General features: G+C 62.6%; 21 protein-coding genes. 17 read left to right on the plus strand and 4 right to left on the minus strand.

Translation table 11 applies throughout. The features are described 5' to 3' along the window. The first annotated feature begins 127 nt into the window (after nucleotides 1-127). The 8 genes from GJ699_RS27610 (at nucleotide 128) to GJ699_RS27645 (ending at nucleotide 9,506) form a co-directional block, all read left to right on the plus strand. The gene (locus GJ699_RS27610; RefSeq protein ID WP_154382509.1) at nucleotides 128-2,362 is read left to right on the plus strand and encodes a TonB-dependent receptor; all 2,235 of its coding nucleotides are present in this window, start codon (nucleotides 128-130) and stop codon (nucleotides 2,360-2,362) included. After that, nucleotides 2,362-3,627, plus strand: coding sequence for an LLM class flavin-dependent oxidoreductase (locus GJ699_RS27615; RefSeq protein ID WP_154382511.1), 1,266 nt, complete (start codon nucleotides 2,362-2,364; stop codon nucleotides 3,625-3,627). Before GJ699_RS27610 ends, GJ699_RS27615 begins: the two co-directional genes overlap by 1 nt. Before the next feature lie 8 nt (nucleotides 3,628-3,635). Beyond that, nucleotides 3,636-4,916 (plus strand): alpha/beta hydrolase family protein, encoded by a 1,281-nt coding sequence (locus tag GJ699_RS27620; protein ID WP_154382513.1) that lies wholly within the window; start codon nucleotides 3,636-3,638, stop codon nucleotides 4,914-4,916. A gap of 87 nt (nucleotides 4,917-5,003) precedes the next feature. Then, nucleotides 5,004-5,738, plus strand: coding sequence for a bifunctional demethylmenaquinone methyltransferase/2-methoxy-6-polyprenyl-1,4-benzoquinol methylase UbiE (gene ubiE / locus GJ699_RS27625; RefSeq protein WP_154382515.1), 735 nt, complete (start codon nucleotides 5,004-5,006; stop codon nucleotides 5,736-5,738). Between the two features lie 19 nt (nucleotides 5,739-5,757). Beyond that, the gene (locus GJ699_RS27630; RefSeq protein WP_154382517.1) at nucleotides 5,758-6,654 is read left to right on the plus strand and encodes a Tim44 domain-containing protein; all 897 of its coding nucleotides are present in this window, start codon (nucleotides 5,758-5,760) and stop codon (nucleotides 6,652-6,654) included. A gap of 79 nt (nucleotides 6,655-6,733) precedes the next feature. Beyond that, nucleotides 6,734-7,342 (plus strand): ubiquinone biosynthesis accessory factor UbiJ, encoded by a 609-nt coding sequence (locus GJ699_RS27635; protein ID WP_154382519.1) that lies wholly within the window; start codon nucleotides 6,734-6,736, stop codon nucleotides 7,340-7,342. After that, a complete protein-coding gene (gene ubiB, locus GJ699_RS27640) occupies nucleotides 7,339-8,907 on the plus strand; it encodes a ubiquinone biosynthesis regulatory protein kinase UbiB (protein WP_154382521.1) in 1,569 nt (522 codons plus the stop codon). Before GJ699_RS27635 ends, ubiB begins: the two co-directional genes overlap by 4 nt. 5 nt (nucleotides 8,908-8,912) lie before the next feature. Next, nucleotides 8,913-9,506, plus strand: coding sequence for a methyltransferase domain-containing protein (locus GJ699_RS27645; protein ID WP_154382523.1), 594 nt, complete (start codon nucleotides 8,913-8,915; stop codon nucleotides 9,504-9,506). 3 nt (nucleotides 9,507-9,509) lie between these two features. On the opposite strand, the gene GJ699_RS27650 is transcribed toward GJ699_RS27645, so the two are convergent. The 3 genes from GJ699_RS27650 to GJ699_RS27660 form a co-directional block, all read right to left on the minus strand. Continuing rightward, the gene (locus GJ699_RS27650) at nucleotides 9,510-9,875 is read right to left on the minus strand and encodes a YXWGXW repeat-containing protein (protein ID WP_154382525.1); all 366 of its coding nucleotides are present in this window, start codon (nucleotides 9,873-9,875) and stop codon (nucleotides 9,510-9,512) included. Nucleotides 9,876-9,956: 81 nt separating this feature from the next. Further along, nucleotides 9,957-10,301, minus strand: coding sequence for a hypothetical protein (locus tag GJ699_RS27655; RefSeq protein WP_154382527.1), 345 nt, complete (start codon nucleotides 10,299-10,301; stop codon nucleotides 9,957-9,959). 18 nt (nucleotides 10,302-10,319) lie between these two features. Further along, complete coding sequence (locus GJ699_RS27660) at nucleotides 10,320-10,529, minus strand: hypothetical protein (protein WP_154382529.1); 210 nt, start codon at nucleotides 10,527-10,529, stop codon at nucleotides 10,320-10,322. A 243-nt stretch (nucleotides 10,530-10,772) separates the two neighbouring features. Between GJ699_RS27660 and GJ699_RS27665 the strand changes: the two genes are divergently transcribed. The 6 genes from GJ699_RS27665 to GJ699_RS27690 all read left to right on the plus strand — a co-directional run bounded on the left by GJ699_RS27665 (nucleotide 10,773) and on the right by GJ699_RS27690 (nucleotide 18,041). Continuing rightward, nucleotides 10,773-11,045 (plus strand): FmdB family zinc ribbon protein, encoded by a 273-nt coding sequence (locus GJ699_RS27665; protein WP_154382531.1) that lies wholly within the window; start codon nucleotides 10,773-10,775, stop codon nucleotides 11,043-11,045. A gap of 28 nt (nucleotides 11,046-11,073) precedes the next feature. Further along, nucleotides 11,074-11,691: a DUF502 domain-containing protein gene (locus tag GJ699_RS27670; protein ID WP_154382533.1), complete on the plus strand. Its 618-nt coding sequence runs from the start codon at nucleotides 11,074-11,076 to the stop codon at nucleotides 11,689-11,691. A gap of 47 nt (nucleotides 11,692-11,738) precedes the next feature. Continuing rightward, nucleotides 11,739-13,538, plus strand: coding sequence for an aspartate--tRNA ligase (aspS, locus tag GJ699_RS27675; RefSeq protein WP_195763668.1), 1,800 nt, complete (start codon nucleotides 11,739-11,741; stop codon nucleotides 13,536-13,538). A gap of 45 nt (nucleotides 13,539-13,583) precedes the next feature. After that, the gene (gene nudB / locus GJ699_RS27680; protein WP_154382537.1) at nucleotides 13,584-14,051 is read left to right on the plus strand and encodes a dihydroneopterin triphosphate diphosphatase; all 468 of its coding nucleotides are present in this window, start codon (nucleotides 13,584-13,586) and stop codon (nucleotides 14,049-14,051) included. A gap of 63 nt (nucleotides 14,052-14,114) precedes the next feature. Further along, nucleotides 14,115-16,067 (plus strand): M10 family metallopeptidase C-terminal domain-containing protein, encoded by a 1,953-nt coding sequence (locus tag GJ699_RS27685; RefSeq protein WP_195763665.1) that lies wholly within the window; start codon nucleotides 14,115-14,117, stop codon nucleotides 16,065-16,067. 27 nt (nucleotides 16,068-16,094) lie between these two features. After that, the gene (locus GJ699_RS27690; RefSeq protein WP_154382541.1) at nucleotides 16,095-18,041 is read left to right on the plus strand and encodes a M10 family metallopeptidase C-terminal domain-containing protein; all 1,947 of its coding nucleotides are present in this window, start codon (nucleotides 16,095-16,097) and stop codon (nucleotides 18,039-18,041) included. A 12-nt stretch (nucleotides 18,042-18,053) separates the two neighbouring features. Here the strand turns inward: GJ699_RS27690 and GJ699_RS27695 are convergent, their stop codons facing one another. Beyond that, entirely contained in the window at nucleotides 18,054-19,253 is a 1,200-nt protein-coding gene (locus tag GJ699_RS27695) for an alpha-hydroxy-acid oxidizing protein (RefSeq protein ID WP_154382543.1), read from the minus strand. 189 nt (nucleotides 19,254-19,442) lie between these two features. Here GJ699_RS27695 and GJ699_RS35360 point away from each other — a divergent pair, with 189 nt between their 5' ends. From GJ699_RS35360 to GJ699_RS27710, 3 genes are all read left to right on the plus strand, one after another. Further along, on the plus strand, nucleotides 19,443-19,682 hold the full coding sequence (locus GJ699_RS35360) for a DUF4160 domain-containing protein (RefSeq protein WP_371867690.1): 240 nt from the start codon (nucleotides 19,443-19,445) through the stop codon (nucleotides 19,680-19,682). Beyond that, on the plus strand, nucleotides 19,660-19,932 hold the full coding sequence (locus tag GJ699_RS27705; protein WP_154382545.1) for a DUF2442 domain-containing protein: 273 nt from the start codon (nucleotides 19,660-19,662) through the stop codon (nucleotides 19,930-19,932). Before GJ699_RS35360 ends, GJ699_RS27705 begins: the two co-directional genes overlap by 23 nt. Before the next feature lie 66 nt (nucleotides 19,933-19,998). After that, nucleotides 19,999-20,814 (plus strand): endonuclease/exonuclease/phosphatase family protein, encoded by an 816-nt coding sequence (locus GJ699_RS27710; protein ID WP_154382548.1) that lies wholly within the window; start codon nucleotides 19,999-20,001, stop codon nucleotides 20,812-20,814. The last annotated feature ends 2 nt before the right edge of the window (nucleotides 20,815-20,816 follow it).

Raw genomic sequence — 20,816 nt, forward strand, 5'->3', positions numbered from 1 at the left:
AAAAAAGGGTACCGGTACCATCGAATTGTAGCGAAGCACCTGTCTGGCACTAAGCTGGTTCTTCGACGATCAAAGCAGGTTTTCCGCATATGGCGCAAAGGGCGCTTTCAAATCAAGGGATCAGAACATGAAGAGCAATAACAAGATTTTGGGCGCGCTGACCATCGGCGCTTTGCTGGTGGCCAGTGCGTATGCCGGTGCCGAGGAAGCCGATCCGGCGCCGATCGTCAAGGCCGATGACAATGGCGCGGTGCCTAGCGTGACGGTCAGTGCCACCCGCCGCAACGCCTCGCTGCAATCAGTGCCGGTGGCGGTATCGGTGCTGGATGGCGATGCGCTGGTCAACGCCAACCGCACCAGCATCGACAGCATCGTGCAGGAAGTGCCTAGCGTGACCTTCCGCCAGGCCGGCGGTAACAAGGACTCCACCATCTTCGTGCGCGGTATCGGTACCATTTCGACTTCGCCTGGCGTGGAACCGACTGTGTCGACCGTGGTGGATGGCGTGGTGTATGCGCGTCCGGGTCAGGCCACGCTGGACTTGCTGGACATCGAACACATTGAAATCCTGCGCGGCCCGCAAGGCACGCTGTTCGGCAAGAACGCCTCGTCCGGCGTGCTGAACGTGATCGGTCGCAAATCGAGCCAGGAGACCGCTGGCTTCGTTGACGCCGGTTGGTACGAGGGTAATGAGAAACGCCTGCGTGTCGGCGTCTCCGGCGCGATTCAGCCGGGCGTGGTGAGCGCTTCGATCGTCGGCCTGTACGGCGACTACGACGGCAACGTCACCAACGTTCACGCCGGCGGCGGTAAAGTGAATGGCTACGACCGCAAGGGCGTGCGTGCCCGCGTCGACATCACGCCGAACAAGGATCTGGATATCGCGCTGATCGCCGACTACCTGAACTCCACTTCGTCGCCAACCACCACCGCCTACAAGTCGACCAGCGCCGCCTTCAACGCCGGCATCGCGCCAGTGGTGGCGGGCACCGAGAACCGCCAGGTCAACGCCGATATTCCGAGCGATATCGAAGACAAGAACAAGGGCCTGTCGGCGCAAGTCGATTACCGCTTCAACGGCTACACCCTGACCTCGATCACCGCCGTGCGTGACTGGGACAACACCCAATACACCAGCAGCTCGGCCATCGCCAACTCGGCGGAAGCGTCGCGCATCACCGCCGCCTATCCGGCCACGCGCGACATCGGCACGCTGGAATTCAGCCAGGCGTCGCAGGAACTGCGTCTGGCATCGCCGAAAGACCAGTTTGCGGAATACGTGGTGGGTGCCTTCTACCTGCACGGCAAGGACCGCGAAACCTATCAGCGTATCGTCAACAACGGCACCGCCATCAACTCCGGCAAGGCCAATTACGGCGTGAAGAGCGACAGCTACTCGCTGTTTGGTGAAAGCACGCTGAACTTCGCGCAGGACTGGCGCGCCATTGCTGGCGCCCGCTGGACTCGCGATAATCTGTCGTACGACCATGTGCGCACCTCGACCCAGACCGTGGCCTTCACCGGCGTACAGCCTGGCGTGCAGAATGCCGGCTCCACCAGCGAGAACGGTTACTCGGGCCGCGTCGGCCTGCAGTACGACATCACGCGTGATGTGAACACCTACGCCACCTTCTCGCGCGGTTACAAAGGCCCGGCCTACAACGTGTTCTTCAACATGCTGAATCGCGACACGCTGGCGCTGAAACCGGAAACCTCTGATTCGTTTGAGCTGGGGCTGAAAGCGACCGCCTTCAACCGCAAGCTGACCGCCAACGTCGCGGTGTTCGACACCAAGTACAAAAACTACCAGGCCAACTTCTACGATACCGTGGCCGGTGCCGTGGTCACGCGCCTGATCAACGCGGGCGACGTCTCGACCCGTGGCGTGGAGCTGGACCTGAACGCGCGTCCTACCCGCGAGCTGACCCTGAGCCAATCGCTGGCCTACACCGATGCCACCATCGACAAGTTCAACTGCCCGGCCGCCGCCGCCGCGTCGTGCAACCTGAATGGCAATCCGCTGCCGTTCTCGCCGAAGTGGAAGTCCTTCACCCGCGCCAACTACGCGCTGTCACTGGCGAATGGTCAAGTGGTCGACTTCGGCGCCGAATACAGCTGGCAGGCCAAGACTCAGTATGACCTGTTCCAGTCGGCTGACGCGATCCAGGGCGCTTATGGCATCGTCAACGGCAGCGTGGCGCTGTCGTCGCCGGTGGGCGGCTGGCGCATCGCGCTGGTCGGCAAAAACCTGACCAACAAATCGTACGCCACCAACCTGGTTGCGTCGACCGGCTACGTTACCCGCGCCGTGCCGCGTGACGATCAGCGTTACTTCGGTATCACCGCGCGCAAGGAGTTCTGATGTCCAGGCAGTTGAGCATCGCCGCATTCATGATGCGTTATGGCCACCACGTTGCGGCGTGGCGCCATCCTGAAACGGATTTGCTGTCGAATCCTTTCAAGGTGTTTCGCGAGCAGGTGCGCAGCGCCGAACGTGCCTGCCTGGATGCGGTGTTCTTCGCTGACAGCGTGGCCCTGACCGGCGCGCCGTCGCTGGAGCCGTTGACGCTGTTGTCGGCGCTGGCGGCATCGACCGAGAACATCGGTTTGATCGGCACCGCCACCACCACCTACAACGAGCCGTACACGGTGGCGCGCCAGTTCGCGTCGCTGGATCTGCTGTCGGATGGTCGCGCCGGCTGGAACCTGGTCACGTCGGACAATGCGGCGGAAGCGGCCAACTTCGGCCGCGATCAGCACGTGGCGCACGCCGACCGTTATGCGCGGGCGCGGGAATTTCATCAGGTTGTCACAGGACTGTGGAATAGTTGGGATCCCGATGCGCTGCTCGACGACAAATCGGGTTCGCTGCCTTACGACCCGGCCAAGCTGCACAAGCTGAATCATCGCGGCGAACACTTTGCGGTGGCGGGTCCGCTGAACGTGGTGCGCAGCCCGCAGGGGCGGCCGGTGGTAGTGCAGGCCGGCGGTTCCGAGACCGGACGCGATCTGGCGGCGGGGACGGCGGAGGTGGTGTTCACCGCGCAGCCCACGCTGGCCAAGGCGCAGGCGTTTTATGCCGACATGAAGCGGCGCGTGGTGGAGAAGGGGCGCAAGCCGGAATCGCTGAAGGTGATGCCGGGATTGTTCGCGGTGGTCGGCCGCACGCAGACGGAAGCGGATGACAAGTTCGCGCAGCTGCAGGCGCTGATCGAACCGAAGGCCGGCCTGGCGCTGCTGGGGCGGATGATCGGCAACTTCGATCTGTCGCCGTATCCGCTGGATGGTCCGTTGCCGGAGCTGCCCGAGACGCAGGATGGTCAACGCAGCCGCCAGCAGTTGCTGACCGATCTGGCGCAGGGCGAGAATCTGACTATCCGCCAGCTGTACGAGCGCATCGCCGGCGGACGCGGTCACTTTACCGTGGTCGGCACGCCGGAAGTGGTGGCGGATCGGATGCAGGAATGGTTTGAACAGGGCGCGGCGGACGGCTTCAACTTCATGGCGCCGGCGCTGCCGGGCGGATTGGATGATTTCCTCACGCTGGTGATACCCGAGTTGCAGCGGCGCGGCTTGTTCCGCACGTCGTACACGGGCGGTACTTTGCGGGAGCATTTGGGTTTATAGGAGCAGGTATGCGGGGATGGTTGTTGGCGGTGTGTTTGGTGGTAGCCGGGCAGGTGGCGGCGCAGGAGTATTTTGGCGATGCGCGTCCGGATGCGCCGGAGCTGGCGGCGCGTGGCTCGCTGCAGGTCGGCGTGCGCACGCTGGTGACCGAGCACAAGGACCAGCTGGACCTGCTGCACGCCAGCGCCGAACAACCCAATCCGCGCTACACGCGCAAGCTGACGCTGGAGGTGTGGTATCCGGCGCAGCTGGCGGCGGGGCAAAAGGAGCATACGGTGTATACCGATGTTCTGGGCGCAGGCCCGAATGATCCCAAGCGGCCCAACACGCCATTCCAGTTCAACGGCCGCGCCGCGCGCGATGCGGCACCTGCACCGGCGACGGCGGGCACGCGCTACCCACTGGTGATCCTCTCGCACGGCTACCCCGGCTCGCGCCTGCAAATGAGCTACCTGACCGAGAACCTGGCGTCGAAAGGTTACGTGGTGGTGGCGATCGACCATCTTGAATCCACCCGCGCCGACAAGGCCAACTTCGCCAGCACACTGCTGAACCGCCGCCTGGACGACCTGTTCGTGCTGAACACCGTCGCCGCATGGGCCAAGCCGGGCAGCGGCAATTTCCTGGCCGGCGTAGTGGACGCCGACAACGCCGCGTTGATCGGCTATTCGATGGGCGGCTATGGCGCCTTGAACACGGTCGGCGCCGGCGTCAGCGCAACGGCCGCCGCCTACGTGCCGGGCGGCGCGCTGGCCATCAACCAGCAGGGCAATCCGCAGTACGAAGCCGCGCGCGACCCGCGCATCAAGGCCGTGGTGGCATTCGCGCCATGGGGCGGCGCCAACAAAATATGGGACGCTGCCGGCCTGGCCGGCGTGCGCACGCCGACGCTGTTCATCAGCGGCGATCAGGACGACGTGGCTGGCTACAAAGACGGCGTGGTCAAGTTGTTCGAGGGAACCATCCATGCCGACCGCTATTTGCTGACTTACGTCGGCGGCCGCCACAACTCGGCGCCGAATCCGCCATCGCCGGCGCACTGGAGCAACCCCGACGACTTCCAGTCCTATTCCGAACCGGTGTGGGACAGCCGCCGCATCAACAACATCAACCAGCACTTCGTGACCGCCTTCCTCGGCATCCAGCTCAAACGGCAGCCGCTGCAAGCCTACCTGGAACTGCCGCCGCTGCAGGCCGACGGCACCGTCAAGGAAGACCCCGGCCTGTGGAAGGGCTTCCCCAAGCGCGCCGCGCTCGGTCTGGAGTGGCGTCACCTGCCGGCGCAGTAAGCGCGGTTGTCAGAATGGCCACGTTCTTAAGGCGCCTGTAAGCTTGCCAGCTTGTATAATGCTGGCAAACTAACAGGCCCGCATACCATGACCAATACCACTCACTTCGGTTATAAAACCGTCGCGGAAGAAGACAAAGTCCGCGAAGTTGCCAAGGTTTTCCATTCTGTCGCCGCCAAGTACGACATCATGAACGACGTCATGTCGGCTGGCCTGCATCGCCTGTGGAAGACCTTCACCATCGCCAACGCGGCCGTGCGCCCCGGCTTCAAATGCCTGGACATCGCCGGCGGCACCGGTGACCTGGCCAAGGTGTTTGCCAAGCAGGCCGGCCCCACCGGCGAGGTATGGCTGACCGACATCAACGAATCCATGCTGCGCGTGGGCCGCGACCGCCTCTTGAATCGCGGCCTGGTCACCCCCACCTTGTTGTGTGACGCGGAAAAACTGCCATTCCCGGACAATTACTTCGACCGCGTCAGCGTCGCCTTCGGTCTGCGTAACATGACCCACAAGGACCAGGCGCTGAAGGAAATGCGTCGCGTGCTGAAACCTGGCGGCAAGCTGCTGGTGCTGGAATTTTCGAAAGTGGCGGCGCCGCTGCAAAAACCATACGATCTCTATTCGTTCAAGTTGTTGCCATGGATGGGCGAAAAGATCGCCAACGATGCCGAGAGCTATCGCTATCTGGCGGAATCGATCCGCATGCACCCGGACCAGGAAACCCTGAAAACCATGATGGAAGAGGCGGGCCTGGAGCGCGTCAACTACTACAACCTGACCGCAGGCATAGCGGCTTTACACACCGGCATCAAAATGTAATGCTGGAAGGGAGAGAGAAATGAATCTGAAAAAAATACTGGTCGGCGCACTGATCGCCACCTTGGCCGCATCCACCATGCTGGCCGACGCGCGTCCTATGGGCGGCGGCAAGTCGATTGGCCGCCAATCGCAAAACGTCAGCCGCATGCCGGCCCCGGCGCCCGCACCAGCGCAGGCGCCACGTCAGGCCGCGCCAACCCCGGCGCCAGCCGCGCCACCGGTGGCCGCGCCCAAGCCTAGCCCATGGAAGGGTATTCTCGGCGGTGCGCTGCTGGGCCTCGGCCTGGGCGCGCTGTTCTCGCACTTCGGCATGGGCGGCGCCCTGGCCAGCGTGCTGGGCACGGTGCTGATGCTGGCCTTGCTGGCGGGCGTGGTGTTCTTCATCATTCGCCTGATTCGCGGCAAGTCGCAGCCTGCGGCGCAGCCGGCCGGTTTCAGCGGCAAGAATGTGTACCCGATGCCAGCGTCGCCGGCCCCGGCCCCGGCGGCACCACTGCAGCAAGCCGCTGCGGCACCGGTGCAGCAGCACACCCAGTGGGGCGTGCCGGCGGACTTCGACCAGGCCAATTTCCTGCGCGTCGCCAAGGGTAACTTCATCCGCCTGCAAGCTGCCTGGGACAAGGGCGACGTGGCCGATATCCGCGAATTCACCACGCCGGAAGTGTTTGCCGAGCTGAAGCTGCAGATCACCGAGCGCGGCGCCCAGGCCGACTACACCGACGTGGTCAGCATCGACGCCCAACTGCTGGGCATCGAGAGCACCGACACCGAGTATCTGGCCAGCGTGCAGTTCAGCGGCACCATCAAACCGGCGCCGGATGCGCTGGCCGAGCCGTTCAACGAGGTGTGGAACCTGTCCAAGCCGGTCAACGGCAATGGCGGCTGGCTGCTGGCCGGCATCCAGCAGATGGCGTAATCACGCAGCCGAATTCGGTAAAACTGGTAAGATCAAGGCCGCCCGTCATCGGGCGGTTTTGTTTTGAACGGCACAAAGAATGATTTCATTGAATCCAGGCAGTTTCTCCGCGGCGCCCGCCAGCGCCGCCATCAACCATTTGCTGGCGCAGGAGCCGTGGGCGCGCCAGGAGTTGCAGCGTCACGCCGGCAAGATCGCCTGCATCGACGCCGGCTCGGCCGCGCTGCGCCTGCGCGTGACGGCCGACGGCTATCTGCAGCCGGCGCCGGCGGACGAGCCGGCGCGGGTCACCATCCGCGTTCGTCTGTCCGACCTGCCGCTGATCCTGCAAAACCGCGAGCGCGCGTTTTCCTACGTGCAGATCGAGGGTGATGCCGAGTTCGCCAACGCCATCTCCAGCCTCAGCAAGTCGCTGCGCTGGGAGGCCGAACACGATCTGGAAAAAGTGGTGGGGCCGATCGCCGCCGTGCGCGCGGTGGCCGGCGCCAAAGCCGCACTGGACGCGGTGCGCAGCGGCCATCAGAAGCTAGCTGAAAACGTGGCCGAATTCCTGCTCGACGAAAAACAGGTGCTGGTGCGGCCGCAGACGGTAGAGGCATTCTCGGCCGATGTATCGCGCCTGCGTGATGACGTCGAGCGCGCCGCCAAGCGCCTGGCCAGGCTGGAACAAAAACTGGGAACCCAATGATGCTGAAATTCTTGCGCCTGCTGAAAATCCTGCGGGTATCGGTGCGGTACGGCCTCGACGAAATTGCCATCTCCGGCTTGCGCAAGCCGCGTATCACCAAGCTGATCGACACGGTGTTTTTCTGGCGCGACCTGTCGGCGCCGCGCGGCGAGCGGCTGCGCATGGCGCTGGAGGAGCTGGGGCCGATCTTCGTCAAATTCGGCCAGGTGCTGTCTACCCGCAGCGATTTGATTCCGCCCGATCTGCAAATCGAGCTGGCGCGCCTGCAGGACCGGGTGCCACCGTTCGATTCCGACCTGGCGATCGCCCAGATCCGCAAATCGCTGGGCGCGCATCCGGACCAGTTGTTTGCCACGTTTGAACGCACGCCGGTGGCCTCGGCCTCGATCGCCCAGGTGCACTTTGCGACGCTGAAGGATGGCCGCCAGGTGGCGGTCAAGGTGCTGCGTCCGGGCATGAAGAAAACCATCGACGACGACGTCGCGCTGATGCATGTAGCGGCCGAATGGATCGGCAACCTGTGGGCCGACAGCAAGCGCCTGAAGCCGAAAGAGGTGGTGGCCGAGTTCGACAAATACCTGCACGACGAGCTGGACCTGATGCGCGAGGCCGCCAACGCCAGCCAGCTGCGCCGCAACTTCGCCGATTCGCACCTGCTGCTGGTGCCGGAAATGCACTGGGACTATTGCTCCAACAGCGTGATCGTCATGGAGCGCATGTACGGCATACCGGTGTCGCAAATCGACCGCCTGGAGGCGGCCGGGGTCGACCTGAAAAAGCTGTCCAGCGATGGCGTGGAAATTTTCTTCACCCAGGTGTTCCGCGATGGCTTCTTCCACGCGGACATGCATCCGGGGAACATCCTGGTGTCGGTCGAGCCGGAAACCTTCGGCCGCTACATCGCGCTCGACTTCGGCATCGTCGGCACGCTGAACGACTTCGACAAGGATTACCTGTCGCAGAACTTCCTGGCCTTCTTCCGCCGCGACTACAAGCGTGTGGCCGAGGCGCATATCGAGTCCGGCTGGGCGCCCAAGGAAACCCGCGTCGACGAGCTGGAAGCGGCGGTGCGCGCCTGTTGCGAACCGATCTTCGACCGGCCGCTGAAAGACATCTCGTTCGGCCAGATTCTGCTGCGGCTGTTCCAGACCTCGCGCCGCTTTAATGTCGAAGTGCAGCCGCAGCTGGTGCTGCTGCAAAAGACGCTGCTGAATATCGAAGGTCTGGGCCGCCAGCTCGATCCCGACCTCGACCTGTGGAAGACCGCCAAGCCGTATCTGGAGAACTGGATGGCCGAGCAGGTCGGCATCAAAGGCTTCATGCAGCGCCTGAAAGCCGAGGCGCCGCGCTACGCCCACATCTTCCCGCAGCTGCCGCGTCTGGTGCATCAGGCGCTCGAACGGCAGGCCGACAAGCCGGCCGATAATGCCGAGCTGATCAAGGTGCTGATCCATGAACAGCAGCGCACCAATCGCCTGCTAAGCGCGGTGATCTACTTCGCCGGCGCCTTTGCGCTGGGCGTGGCCGGCTTGCAGTTGTACCTGCGCTATCACCAGCTGGGCTGAGCGCCATGACCGAGTTCCAGCAGCGCGATCCGGCGTCGCCCGCGTTCTGGGATGAGCGTTTCGAGCGTGGCTTCATGCCGTGGGACCGGGGCGGCGTGCCGCAGGCGCTGCGCGATTTCGCCGCCGCCAGCGCGCCGCTGCACACGCTGATTCCAGGTTGCGGTTCGGCTTACGAGCTGGCTTATCTGGCGCAGCTGGGCTGGGACGCCACCGCGATCGATTTTGCGCCGCAAGCGGTGGCGCAGGGCAGGGCGGCGGCTGGCGCGCATGCCGAGCGGGTGGTGCAGGCGGATTTCTTCCAGTGGCAACCGGCGCGGCCGCTGCAATTGATCTACGAGCAGGCTTTTCTGTGCGCGATGCCGCGCGCCATGTGGCCACAGGTGGCGGCCCGCTGGGCGCAGCTGCTGCCGGTTGGCGGTCTGCTGGCCGGCTATTTCTTCTTTGACGAGGCGGCCAAGGGGCCGCCGTTCGGCATCCGCCGTGAGCAGCTGGAGCAGCTGCTGCAGCCGGCCTTCACCTGCGTGGCGGATGACACCGTCAGCGACTCGATCCCGGTGTTTGCCGGCAAGGAGCGCTGGATGGTGTGGCGTCGCAATTAAAACTTAATCGCGGCGCGGATTGTTGGGATGGTCGTCGCGGCCGTTCGGCACGCCGTCATGGTCATTGTCGCCGCGCGCCCAGCTGCCGCGCGTCATTTCCCAGTGGCCATTGCGCTCAACCCAGGCTGGCTGGTGATACACATAGCCACGGCGTTCGCGTTCCCAGTGGCCCTTGACCCACACATGGCGCTGGTTGCGCCAGTCCCAATAGCCAGGCGCCCAGACGTAGCCGTGGCGTGGCGGCGGCACCGCCTCGTCGCGCGGCGCCGGTGGCGCGGTTTGCACCACGATGACAGCGGCGCTAGCTGGAACGGTGACAGTGCCGGCGGAGGCCGCGAGGGCGGCCGCAAACAGTAGTTTCCTGATCATGTTGAGTCTCCTTAAAGGTGAGTGACTACCGTTATAAGGAGTTACGATCGGAATGTCTGTGCGGATCACCGCATTGCAGTGCTACGGCTCGTTTTTCTCCGGTACCCGGATGCCATCGCTGCGCGAGACCGGTTGCAGCAGCAGGAGTAACAGGCCACAGCCTAGCATGGCGGCGCCGGACAGTTCCGGAACCGGACTGGCGGCGGCCTGCGCCGTCGCGTTCGCAGGTGGTTTAGGCGGCACCAATTGCTCGTCGGGACTGGTCGGTGCGGCCGGAGGTGCTTCGACCGTGATTTCGGGCGCTCTGGCGGACGGCAGTGTGACCGTACTGCGCTGGTCGTCGATGTAGTCGTGCGCGCGGATGGCCCACGCCGGGCTGCTAGCCAGCACGGCGGCATGGAAAATTGCAACGGAGAGCCTGTTCATGGCGGCCCCTTCTCGGGATTATTTTGATTTTGTAGCTGGGTGACGACGGTTCGGCAAGATGGGCGGATGCTTCAGTGCTTGCAGCACCAGCAGGACGCCAACGCACAACAAGATGGCGCGGTGGTGCACCGGTTGTTCTGGCGACTTGGCCAGGAATTTGCTGTCGGCGGCAACGGCCGAACCAGCCAGGCAGGCGGCGATAGCGCCGGCGAAGAAGTATTTTTTCACGGAATTTCCTTGTTTAATCAATGAGTTGGCGCGTCGTTGGAACGGGACGAATAGCGAGGCGGCGACTCAGGGATTGGGAAATCAGCGCTTGTTAGATAGTATTAAATCATGCCTAACTACAATAAGCGAATAGATTTTCCCAATGAAATCGATTACCGACACAGCTTTGGCTATAGGAAACAGTCAGGTGGCTGGCAAAAGGCTTTATAATTCAGGGTTTTGAAGATTTTTGCGGAGTAATCAATGCCGATCTACGCTTACCGCTGCGAAGCATGCGGTTTTGCCAAGGATGTTTTGCAAAAGATGTCCGATCCTCAGTTGACGGTATGCCCGTCCTGCGGCAAGGAGTCGTTTAAGAAACAAGTGACTGCGGCGGGCTTCCAGTTGAAGGGCTCGGGCTGGTATGTGACCGATTTCCGTGGCGGCACGCCGCCGGCCACCGGCACCGCGCCGGCCCAGAAAGCGGAAGCGGCCGCGCCGGCACCGACGCCATCGGGCGGTTCCAGCGACACCTGAAGGTCTCCGTTAACCACCAAGGAATTCGATGCGTAAATATTTCATTACCGGCTTGCTGATTCTGGTCCCACTGGCGATTACCGCCTGGGTGCTGAACCTGGTGATCAGCACCATGGACCAGTCCCTGCTGTTCGTGCCGGAACGCTGGCAGCCGCGTACCCTGTTTGGCTTCGATATTCCCGGCCTGGGCACCTTGCTGACGGTGGTCATCGTGTTCCTGACCGGTCTGCTGACCAACAACCTGGTCGGCAACTACGTGGTGCGCCTGTGGGAAAAGCTGTTGACCCGGATTCCGGTGGTGAGCTCGCTGTATTCCAGCGTCAAGCAAGTGTCGGATACGTTGTTCTCGTCGTCCGGCAATGCGTTCCGCAAGGCGGTGCTGATTCCGTATCCGCACCAGAATTCGTGGACCATCGCGTTCCTGACCGGCACCCCGGGCGGCGACGTCAAGAACCACCTGGTGGGCGACTATGTCAGCGTGTACATTCCGACCACGCCGAACCCGACCTCCGGTTTCTTCCTGATGATGGCCAAGAAGGATGTGGTCGAACTCGACATGAGCGTCGATGCGGCCCTGAAGTACATCGTTTCGATGGGGGTGGTGGCGCCGGAAGATGCGCCCAAAATCATCGCCCAAGAGAAGTAAAATTAACTGAGTAACTTAACCTGAACCGAGAAATAAACATGTCCTCAATGCGTACTCACTACTGCGGCCTCACCACTGAAGCGCTGCTTGGCCAAACCGTCAGCCTGTGCGGCTGGGTACATCGTCGCCGCGACCACGGTGGCGTGATCTTCATCGACTTGCGCGACCGCGAGGGCCTGGTGCAGATCGTATGCAATCCGGAACAGGCTGAAGTCTTCAAGGCTGCTGAATCGGTACGTAACGAGTTCTGCCTGCGCGTCACCGGCGTGGTCAAGGACCGTCTGGCCGGCACCGTCAACAACAACCTGAAATCGGGCAAGATCGAAGTCATCTGCTCCGCACTGGAAGTGCTGAACGCCTCGGTGGCGGTGCCGTTCCAGCTGGACGACGACAACCTGTCGGAAACCACCCGTCTGACCCACCGCGTGCTGGACCTGCGTCGTCCACAGATGCAGAACAACCTGCGCCTGCGCTACAAGGTGACGATGGAAGTGCGTAAATACCTGGACGAGCTGGGCTTCATCGACATCGAAACCCCGATGCTGACCAAGTCGACCCCGGAAGGCGCGCGCGACTACCTGGTGCCATCGCGCGTCAACGCCGGCAACTTCTTCGCGCTGCCGCAATCGCCACAGCTGTTCAAACAGCTGCTGATGGTGGCCAACTTCGACCGCTACTACCAGATCACCAAGTGCTTCCGCGACGAAGACCTGCGCGCCGACCGTCAGCCTGAATTCACCCAGATCGACTGCGAAACCTCGTTCCTGAACGAACAGGAAATCCGCGATCTGTTCGAAGACATGATCCGTAAAACGTTCAAGAACACCATGGACGTCGACCTGCCTAACCCGTTCCCGGTGATGGACTTCGCCGAAGCCATGGGCAGCTACGGTTCGGACAAGCCGGACATGCGCGTCAAGCTGCAGTTCACCGAACTGACCGACGTCGTTAAAAACGTCGAGTTCAAGATCTTCAACGCCGCCGCCAACCTGCCGAACGGCCGCGTGGTCGGTCTGCTGGTACCGAAAGGTGGCTCGATGCCGCGTTCGGAAATCGACGCCTACACCCAGTTCGTCGCCATCTACGGCGCCAAGGGCCTGGCTTACATCAAGGTCAACGAGAAAGCCAAAGGCCGTGAAGGTCTGCAATCGCCGATCGTCAAGACCATCGACGACGCCACCCTGGCCAAGATCCTGGAACTGACCGGCGCGCAAGACGGCGACCTGATCTTCTTCGGCGCCGACAAGGCGAAAGTGGTCAACGATGCGATCGGCGCGCTGCGCGTCAAGATCGGCCATTCGGAATTCGGCAAGGCCAACGGCCTGTTCGACGACGTCTGGTCGCCGCTGTGGGTGATCGACTTCCCGATGTTCGAATACGACGAAGAGTCGGATCGCTGGACCGCGACCCACCACCCGTTCACCGCGCCGAAAGACGGCCACGAAGACTGGCTGGAAACCAATCCGGGCGCCTGCATCGCCAAGGCCTACGACATGGTGCTGAACGGCTGGGAACTGGGTGGCGGCTCGATCCGTATCCACCGCGAAGACGTGCAGTCGAAAGTGTTCCGCGCGCTGAAAATCGATGCCGACGAAGCCCGCCTGAAGTTCGGCTTCCTGCTGGACGCGCTGCAATACGGCGCGCCTCCGCACGGCGGTCTGGCGTTCGGTCTGGACCGTATCGTCACGCTGATGACCAAGTCGGATTCGATCCGCGATGTGATCGCCTTCCCGAAAACCCAGCGCGCACAGGATCTGCTGACCCACGCGCCGTCGGAAGTCGACGAGAAGCAGCTGAAAGAGCTGCACATCCGTCTGCGCGCGGCCGAGCCGAAAGTCGCCGGCTGATATGTGCTGTAGAAAAGGCGCCTGCGGGCGCCTTTTTTTATCTCCATGAACAAGCCCTACAAGATCCCCGAATCGGTGCTGGTGGTGATCCACACAGCCGACCTGCAGGTGTTGCTGATCGAGCGCGCCGACAAGCAGGACTATTGGCAATCGGTGACCGGCTCGCTGGACGCGGTCGACGAGCCCTTGCTGGCCACCGCCGCGCGCGAACTGTTTGAAGAAACCGGCATCGTCGCCGACGGCGAGCGCATCGTGCTGCGCGACTGGCAGCTGTCCAACATCTACGAAATCTATCCGGTCTGGCGCCACCGCTACGCGCCCGGGGTGACCCAGAATACCGAACACGTCTTTAGCGTTGAGGTGCCGCGCGACATCGGCATCACGCTCAGTCCGCGCGAACACGTCAACCACGTCTGGTTGCCGTATCTGGCGGCGGCCGATCAGTGTTTTTCGCCGTCCAACGCCGAAGCGGTGTTGCAACTGCCCCGAATGATACAAAACTTTAACAAATAATAATTACTTTTCTGGTAAGATTGAAGTTGATTTCAATCAATGTTTCTATCGGAAAAGCACTTTATGAGTTCTCCTACGACCGGCAACACCGTCACCAAGGTGGCCGCCACTGGTAACGTTGTCGATGATTCCCTGTTGGAGGGATATAAATGGGGTGGCAAGCTCGGCACGCCGCTGACGATTACCTACAGTTTTCCTTACGCCGGCGGCGCCAGCGCCACCTTCAGCAGCAACTATTCCAGCCTCGACGAGCCGGATGCGACCCAGCATTATGGCCTGAACGCGGTGCAGCAGAACGCTTTCCGCGCGGCGCTGCAGACCTGGGAAAACGTCGCCAATATCACGGCGGTGCAAGTGGCGGACACCGCCACCTCGGTGGGCGATATCCGTATCGGCTGGACCTCGGCCAGTGACACCACCAGCGACGGCAGCAACGCCTGGGGCTGGGGTTATTATCCGAGCGCGACCTACGCGAAGGGCGGCGACATCTGGATTAGCACCACCTCGTCCGCCGCCACCGACACCGACTGGTCGGCCGGTTCCTACAATTTCAATGCGCTGATTCACGAGCTGGGCCATACGCTGGGCCTGCAGCATCCGTTCGAAGGCACGGTGACGCTGCCGGCCGCGTACGACAACCGCCAGTACTCCATCATGGCCTACGACAATGCGCCCAACAGCCTGTTTGTCGACGTCACCGACAATGGCGTTACGCATTCATGGCGCTCGTACTACGTGGTGCCGGATACGCCGATGGTGTACGACATCGCCGTCATGCAATACCTGTACGGCGCCAACATGAGCTACAAGACCGGCGACGATGTCTACACCTTCGATCCCACCAAGCCCTTCTTCCATACTATTTGGGATGCTGGGGGAAACGATACCATCTCGGTCGCCAATTTCACCACCGACAACACGATCGACCTGCGCCCCGGCCAGTACTCGAACATCGACATTCCATCGGATACCGGCGCCGGCTATAACTGGACCAAGGCGCCACCGACCCCGACCTATGGCGCCAACACGCTGAATCTGGGCATCGCCTTCGGCGCCATCATCGAGAACGCCATCGGCGGCAGCGGCAACGACATCCTGATCGGCAACTCGGTGGCCAACCACTTGCAGGGCAATGGCGGCATCAACCGTCTGGACGGCCTGGACGGTATCGACACTGCGGTCTACAGCGGCAAGTTCAACGATTACTTCATCAGCACCACCAGCGACGGCGAGTACACCGTATCGCTGCGCAGCTCGGCGCAGGTCGATGCGCTGGTCAATATGGAGCGTTTGAGCTTTGCCGACACCACGCTCGCGCTCAACGTCAACAGCCTGGCCGAGGATCCCCTGATTGCGCAGTACACCGCGCTGGCGCAGAAATTCTATGTCGCCTACTTTGGCCGTCCGGCCGACGCCAACGGCCTGGCCAATATGGTGGCGCAGTTCAAGGCGGCCGGCGCGCCGACCACCACCGACGGTTTCGTTGCCGCTTACGCCACCAACGCCACCGTCAAGGCGCTGATCGACAGCTTCGGCAACAGCGATGAATCGGCGGCGTTGTACAGCGGCAGCAACAAGGATTTCATCAGCGCCATCTACGCCCATTTGCTGGGGCGGGCGCCGGATGCCGAGGGCCTGGCCTTCTGGGCCGGCGCGCTGGATGACGGCAACCTGGTACGCGGCATGGCGGCGCTGAACATCGCGGCCGGCGCCGAAACCAACACCAGCGCGCAGGGCAAGATCGATGCCACGCTGATCGCCAACCGGGTCACGGTGGCCGAGAATTTCACCGCCAGCCTGGATACGGCGGCCGAGATCGCCAGCTATGCCGGCGCCAAGGCGGCCGAGGCCGCGCGTACGTTGTTGGACGCAGTCAACCAGGACACGAGTATCATAGGCTACGAATCCAGCGTGCTCAGCACTGTAGCGCACCTGTCCGCAGTCACTGCCGAGGCCGGCGCGTTGCCGGTGCAACTGGTGGGTGTGCATGTCGGCAGCGATACTGTACTGACCTGAGTCAGCTTTCAATCTACGGAGTTTTTCATGCCTAGTCCGAGCAGCACCAGTACCGTCAGCTATGTCTCCACCACCGGCGTGCAGTCGATCGACGCGCTGCTGGGGGGCACCAAGTGGGGCGGCGCGGCCGGCACCGCCGCCACTGTCACCTATAGCTTCCCCTGGACCACCTCCACCACCGCCGTGTTCAGCGGCCCGCGTGGCGGCGCTTATTCCGATCTGGACGAGCCTAACGCTACTCAGCACTACGGCCTGAACACGGTGGAGCAGGCGGCGGCCACGGCGGCGCTCCAGAGCTGGGCCAACGTGGCTAACATCACGCCGGTGCTGGTGCAGGAAAGCAGCACTTCGGTGGGCGACATCCGCCTGGCCTGGACCTCGGCCAGCGACACCACCAGCGACGGCGCTGGCGCCTGGGGCTGGGCCATGTATCCGGACCCGGTCTATCCGTCCGGCGGCGACGTCTGGATCAGCACCGACGTCACCGACACCGACTGGGGCGTGGGCTCGTACAACTACATGTCGCTGATGCATGAGCTGGGCCACACGCTCGGCCTCAAGCACCCGTTCGAGGATGGCACGCTGGACCTGACGCACGCCAACCGCCAGTACTCGATCATGGCTTACGACGATGCGCCCAACAGCCTGTACGTGAAAATCACCGAGACCGCCACCAGCTATTACTGGAATAGTTATTACATCGTGCCGGACACGCCGATGGTGAACGACATCGCCGCCATTCAGTACCTGTACGGCGCCAACATGACGTACCAGACCGGCGACAATACCTATACCTTCGATCCGGCCACGCCATTCCTGCGCACCATCTGGGATGCCGGCGGCAACGACACCATCTCGGTGGCCAACTTCAGCACCGACAATGTGATCGACCTGCAGGAAGGCCATTATTCGTCGATCCGCATCCTGTCCGACGTGCGCACCGACATCAACTGGGGCGGCAATGGTCCGCCCACCACCGGCCTGTATGACGGCACCAACGACCTTGGCATCGCCTACGGCGCGACGATTGAAAACGCCATCGGCGGCAGCGGCAACGACACTTTGATCGGCAATGCCGCCGCCAACCATCTGCAAGGCAATGGCGGCGCCAACACGCTGGATGGTCTGGACGGCATCGACACCGCGGTCTACAGCGGCAACTTCAGCGCCTACCTGGTCAGCGCCACCAGCAGCGGCTATACGGTGGCGCTGCGCAGCTCCTCAACGCAGATCGATACGCTGAGCAATATCGAGCGCCTGAGCTTTGCCGACGCCACGGTCGCGCTCAACGTCAATAGCCTGGCCGAGGATGCACTGACGGCGCAATACACCGCGCTGGCGCAGAAATTCTACGTGTCATATTTCGGCCGCCCGGCCGACGCCAACGGCCTGGCCAATATGGTGGCGCAGTTCAAGGCGGCCGGCGTGCCGACCACCACCGACGGTTTCGTCGGCGCCTACAACAGCAATGCCACCGTCAAGGCGCTGATCGACAGCTTCGGCAACAGCTCGGAATCGGCGGCGCTGTACAGCGGCAGCAACACCGATTTCGTCACCGCCATCTACGCCCACTTGCTGGGCCGGGCGCCGGACGCCGAAGGGTTGGCGTTCTGGGCTGGCGCGCTGGATAAGGGCGAACTGGTGCGCGGCATGGCGGCGCTGAACATCGCTGCCGGCGCCGAGTCCAATACCACCACCCAGGGGCAGATCGACGCCACGCTGATCGCCAACCGGGTCACGGTGGCGGAGAACTTCACCGCGCTGCTCGACACCGCCGCCGAGGTGGCCGGTTACGCTGGCGATGCCGCCGCCGCCACCGCGCGCGCCTTGCTGGACGCGGTCAACCAGAGCACCAGCATCATCAGCTATGAAAGTTCGGTCATCAGCACGGTGGCGACGCTGGCCGCTCACACCGCCAGCGCCCAGCTGGTGGGTATCAACACGCTGAGCGGCGAACTATTGCTGGCCGCCTGAGCGCGCCCGCGCTTACGCCGGCTGCAGTACCGTGGCCTTGATATCGGCCACGGTCTGCGTGCCGGCCAGTTGCATCGTGATGCTCAGCTCGCGGTTCAGGTGTTGCAGCACCGCTTGCACGCCTTGGGCGCCGCCCAGCGCCAGGCCGTACAGCACCGGCCGGCCGATCGCCACCACGTCGGCGCCGCTGGCGAGAGCCTTGAACACATCCTGACCGCGCCGGATGCCGCTGTCGAAAATAATCGGCACCTGGCGCTTGACCGCTTTTGCCACCGCCGGCAGCACGCTGAACGCGCCCGGCGCGCCGTCCAGCTGGCGACCGCCGTGGTTGCTGACCTGGATGCCGGACGCGCCGGCTTCGATCGCCTTCAGGGCATCGTCCGGATGGCTGATGCCTTTGACGATCACCGGCAGCCCGCTCTCGCGGATCGCGAATTCGATGGTTTTCTGATCGATGCGCACCGCAAACGCCTGGCGCGCCGGCGGAATCGGCGCGTGCGGATCGTCGCCCAGCAGATTGCCGGGCTTGAGCGGAAACGTGAAGCGCTGCCGCTGGCCGTCTTCACGGTTGCCGACCACGGTGGTGTCGGCGGTCAGCACCACCGCCTTGTAGCCGGCCGCCTTGGCGCGCCGCAGCAGCTGCGCGCTGTATTCCACGTCTTGCAGCATATACAGCTGGAACCACTTCGGCCCGTTGGCGGCGGCGGCCACCTGTTCCAGATTCAGCGTCGATACCGTGCTGACGCCGAGGATGGTGCCAGCCGCCGCCGCGCCGCGCGCGGTTCCAGCCTCGGCGCTGACATGCGCCAGTCCATGCGCCGCCACCGGCGTGATGATGATGGGGGAGGCGATTGGTGTGCCGAGAATCTGGGTGCGCAAGTCCGGCGGCCCCTCACCGCTCAGCACGCGCGGAATGATCAACTGGCGGTTGAAGGCGTTGCGGTTGTCACGCAAAGTCCACTCGTCGCCGGCGCCGCGCGCGATGTAGCTGAACGCGCCCGGCGCAATCACCTTGGCCGCCTGCGCTTCGAGCTCGATCAGGTTGATCAACTCCAGCGGCCCCTCGGCGCTGCTGGCGGCAAAGCCGTTGACGGCGGGCGCGGACGACGCCAGCGCCGGCTCGGCCACCTGCGGCACCGCCCGCGCGAGGCCGGGCAGAGCGGCCAGCGCCGCAGCGGTCTTGATGAGAAAACGGCGAGAGTCATCGGTCATGGCAGTCCTTATGCAAGCGGAGTCAAGCTGATTGTACGATCGACAAAATTATGCGAAAACGAATTATTTATTCTAGGGATATATGAATAATGCGCATGAGATTGCAGCTGCATTTGGGTTGAGTTAGCTCAAGCTCCGCTCTGTCTGGCAACCACATACTCGGTGATCGAATTTGATTTGGATCGCAGGGTGCCGACGCTACTGAAAATTAAAGGGTATCGTTTTTACTTCCATAGCAATGAGCTAGGGGAGCCGCCGCATGTTCATGTTGATAAAGATGGGCGATCAGCGAAGTTTTGGCTTGAGAGTGTTACGGTGGCACGGAACCATCATCTAACTTCGCTTGAGTTGCGCGAGATCGGGCGTATTATTTCTTCACACCGAATAGATTTCATTGGGAGATGGCATGAACACTTCGACAGTCACTGACGAACGAATCAAACTGGTGTCCTTTGAAGGGAATGCCCTTACTGTTTATTTAATGGATGGGCGCCGTATCAGCACACCCTTGGCTTGGTATCCCAGACTAATGAACGCCCAGCCTGAACAATTAGAAAAATGGGAAATCTGCGGCGCTGGGTACGGCATTCATTGGGAGCAGTTGGACGAAGATCTCAGCGTGGAAGGAATGTTGCGGGGATTATCTGCGATCCAGTCCCGCTGCCAGGCAAGTTCATAGCAGGGCTCTTAGCAATGTGCGGCGGCGCACATGCCGGGATGCGCGCTCGGGAGTAAAATACTTGGCATGAAGATCCGTGTTGCCACCTACAACATTCACAAGGGCGTTTCCAGCATTCGCGCCGAGCCGCGCGTGCTGGCGCTCAAGCAGGCCATCGGCATGTTCGATGCCGATGTGGTTTTTTTGCAGGAAGTGCAGGGCAAGCACGATCTGAAAGCGGCCAAGTATGGCGCCGAACACCTCGGCCACAAGCATTGGCCCGCTGCGGCGCAACATGAGTTTTTTGCCGGCGAGTCGCGCCATCTGCACGCCGCCTATGGCATGAACGCGATCTATGATCACGGCCACCACGGCAACGCGCTGCTGAGCGCTTTTCCCATCGCCAGCCAGATCAACCGCGACGTTTCCGACCACGCTTATGAGCAGCGCGGCATTCTGCATTGCATGCTGAACACGCCGCAGGGGCCGGTGCATTGCTATGTGGTGCACTTGGGCCTGTTCGAAGGCAGCCGCCGCCGCCAGACCCAGGCGCTGATTGCGGCGGTCACGGAAACCGCGCCGAATGGCGAGCCGGTGGTGATCGCCGGCGACTTCAACGACTGGCGCAACACGCTGAGCGCGGAGCTGCGCAACGCGCTGGGCGTGGTGGAGGCGTTCGATGAAATCGGCGGCAATTCGGCGCTGGACGAGATCATGCGCAAGCTGCGCCGCCAGAGCAGCGTGACGCCAGCGCGCACCTTCCCGGCCGGCCTGCCGTTCTTCCGCCTCGACCGCATCTACGTGCGCGGTTTCCGGGTCGAGACGGCGGAGGTGATGCATGGTAGTTTGTGGGCCAAGCTGTCGGACCACGCTCCCATCGTTGCTTCGCTGACGCTGGTTTGAGT

This window comes from Duganella guangzhouensis (assembly GCF_009674535.1).
GTDB classification, from domain to species: domain Bacteria; phylum Pseudomonadota; class Gammaproteobacteria; order Burkholderiales; family Burkholderiaceae_D; genus Rugamonas; species Rugamonas guangzhouensis.

Bases quoted from the DNA above. Each gene is read 5' to 3' on its own strand.
- GJ699_RS27610 (WP_154382509.1), top strand. From the start codon at position 128: ATGAAGAGCAATAACAAGATTTTGGGCGCGCTGACCATCGGCGCTTTG.
- GJ699_RS27615 (WP_154382511.1), top strand. From the start codon at position 2,362: ATGTCCAGGCAGTTGAGCATCGCCGCATTCATGATGCGTTATGGCCAC.
- GJ699_RS27620 (WP_154382513.1), top strand. From the start codon at position 3,636: ATGCGGGGATGGTTGTTGGCGGTGTGTTTGGTGGTAGCCGGGCAGGTG.
- ubiE (WP_154382515.1), top strand. From the start codon at position 5,004: ATGACCAATACCACTCACTTCGGTTATAAAACCGTCGCGGAAGAAGAC.
- GJ699_RS27630 (WP_154382517.1), top strand. From the start codon at position 5,758: ATGAATCTGAAAAAAATACTGGTCGGCGCACTGATCGCCACCTTGGCC.
- GJ699_RS27635 (WP_154382519.1), top strand. From the start codon at position 6,734: ATGATTTCATTGAATCCAGGCAGTTTCTCCGCGGCGCCCGCCAGCGCC.
- ubiB (WP_154382521.1), top strand. From the start codon at position 7,339: ATGATGCTGAAATTCTTGCGCCTGCTGAAAATCCTGCGGGTATCGGTG.
- GJ699_RS27645 (WP_154382523.1), top strand. From the start codon at position 8,913: ATGACCGAGTTCCAGCAGCGCGATCCGGCGTCGCCCGCGTTCTGGGAT.
- GJ699_RS27650 (WP_154382525.1), bottom strand. From the start codon at position 9,875: ATGATCAGGAAACTACTGTTTGCGGCCGCCCTCGCGGCCTCCGCCGGC.
- GJ699_RS27655 (WP_154382527.1), bottom strand. From the start codon at position 10,301: ATGAACAGGCTCTCCGTTGCAATTTTCCATGCCGCCGTGCTGGCTAGC.
- GJ699_RS27665 (WP_154382531.1), top strand. From the start codon at position 10,773: ATGCCGATCTACGCTTACCGCTGCGAAGCATGCGGTTTTGCCAAGGAT.
- GJ699_RS27670 (WP_154382533.1), top strand. From the start codon at position 11,074: ATGCGTAAATATTTCATTACCGGCTTGCTGATTCTGGTCCCACTGGCG.
- aspS (WP_195763668.1), top strand. From the start codon at position 11,739: ATGCGTACTCACTACTGCGGCCTCACCACTGAAGCGCTGCTTGGCCAA.
- nudB (WP_154382537.1), top strand. From the start codon at position 13,584: ATGAACAAGCCCTACAAGATCCCCGAATCGGTGCTGGTGGTGATCCAC.
- GJ699_RS27685 (WP_195763665.1), top strand. From the start codon at position 14,115: ATGAGTTCTCCTACGACCGGCAACACCGTCACCAAGGTGGCCGCCACT.
- GJ699_RS27690 (WP_154382541.1), top strand. From the start codon at position 16,095: ATGCCTAGTCCGAGCAGCACCAGTACCGTCAGCTATGTCTCCACCACC.
- GJ699_RS27695 (WP_154382543.1), bottom strand. From the start codon at position 19,253: ATGACCGATGACTCTCGCCGTTTTCTCATCAAGACCGCTGCGGCGCTG.
- GJ699_RS27705 (WP_154382545.1), top strand. From the start codon at position 19,660: ATGAACACTTCGACAGTCACTGACGAACGAATCAAACTGGTGTCCTTT.
- GJ699_RS27710 (WP_154382548.1), top strand. From the start codon at position 19,999: ATGAAGATCCGTGTTGCCACCTACAACATTCACAAGGGCGTTTCCAGC.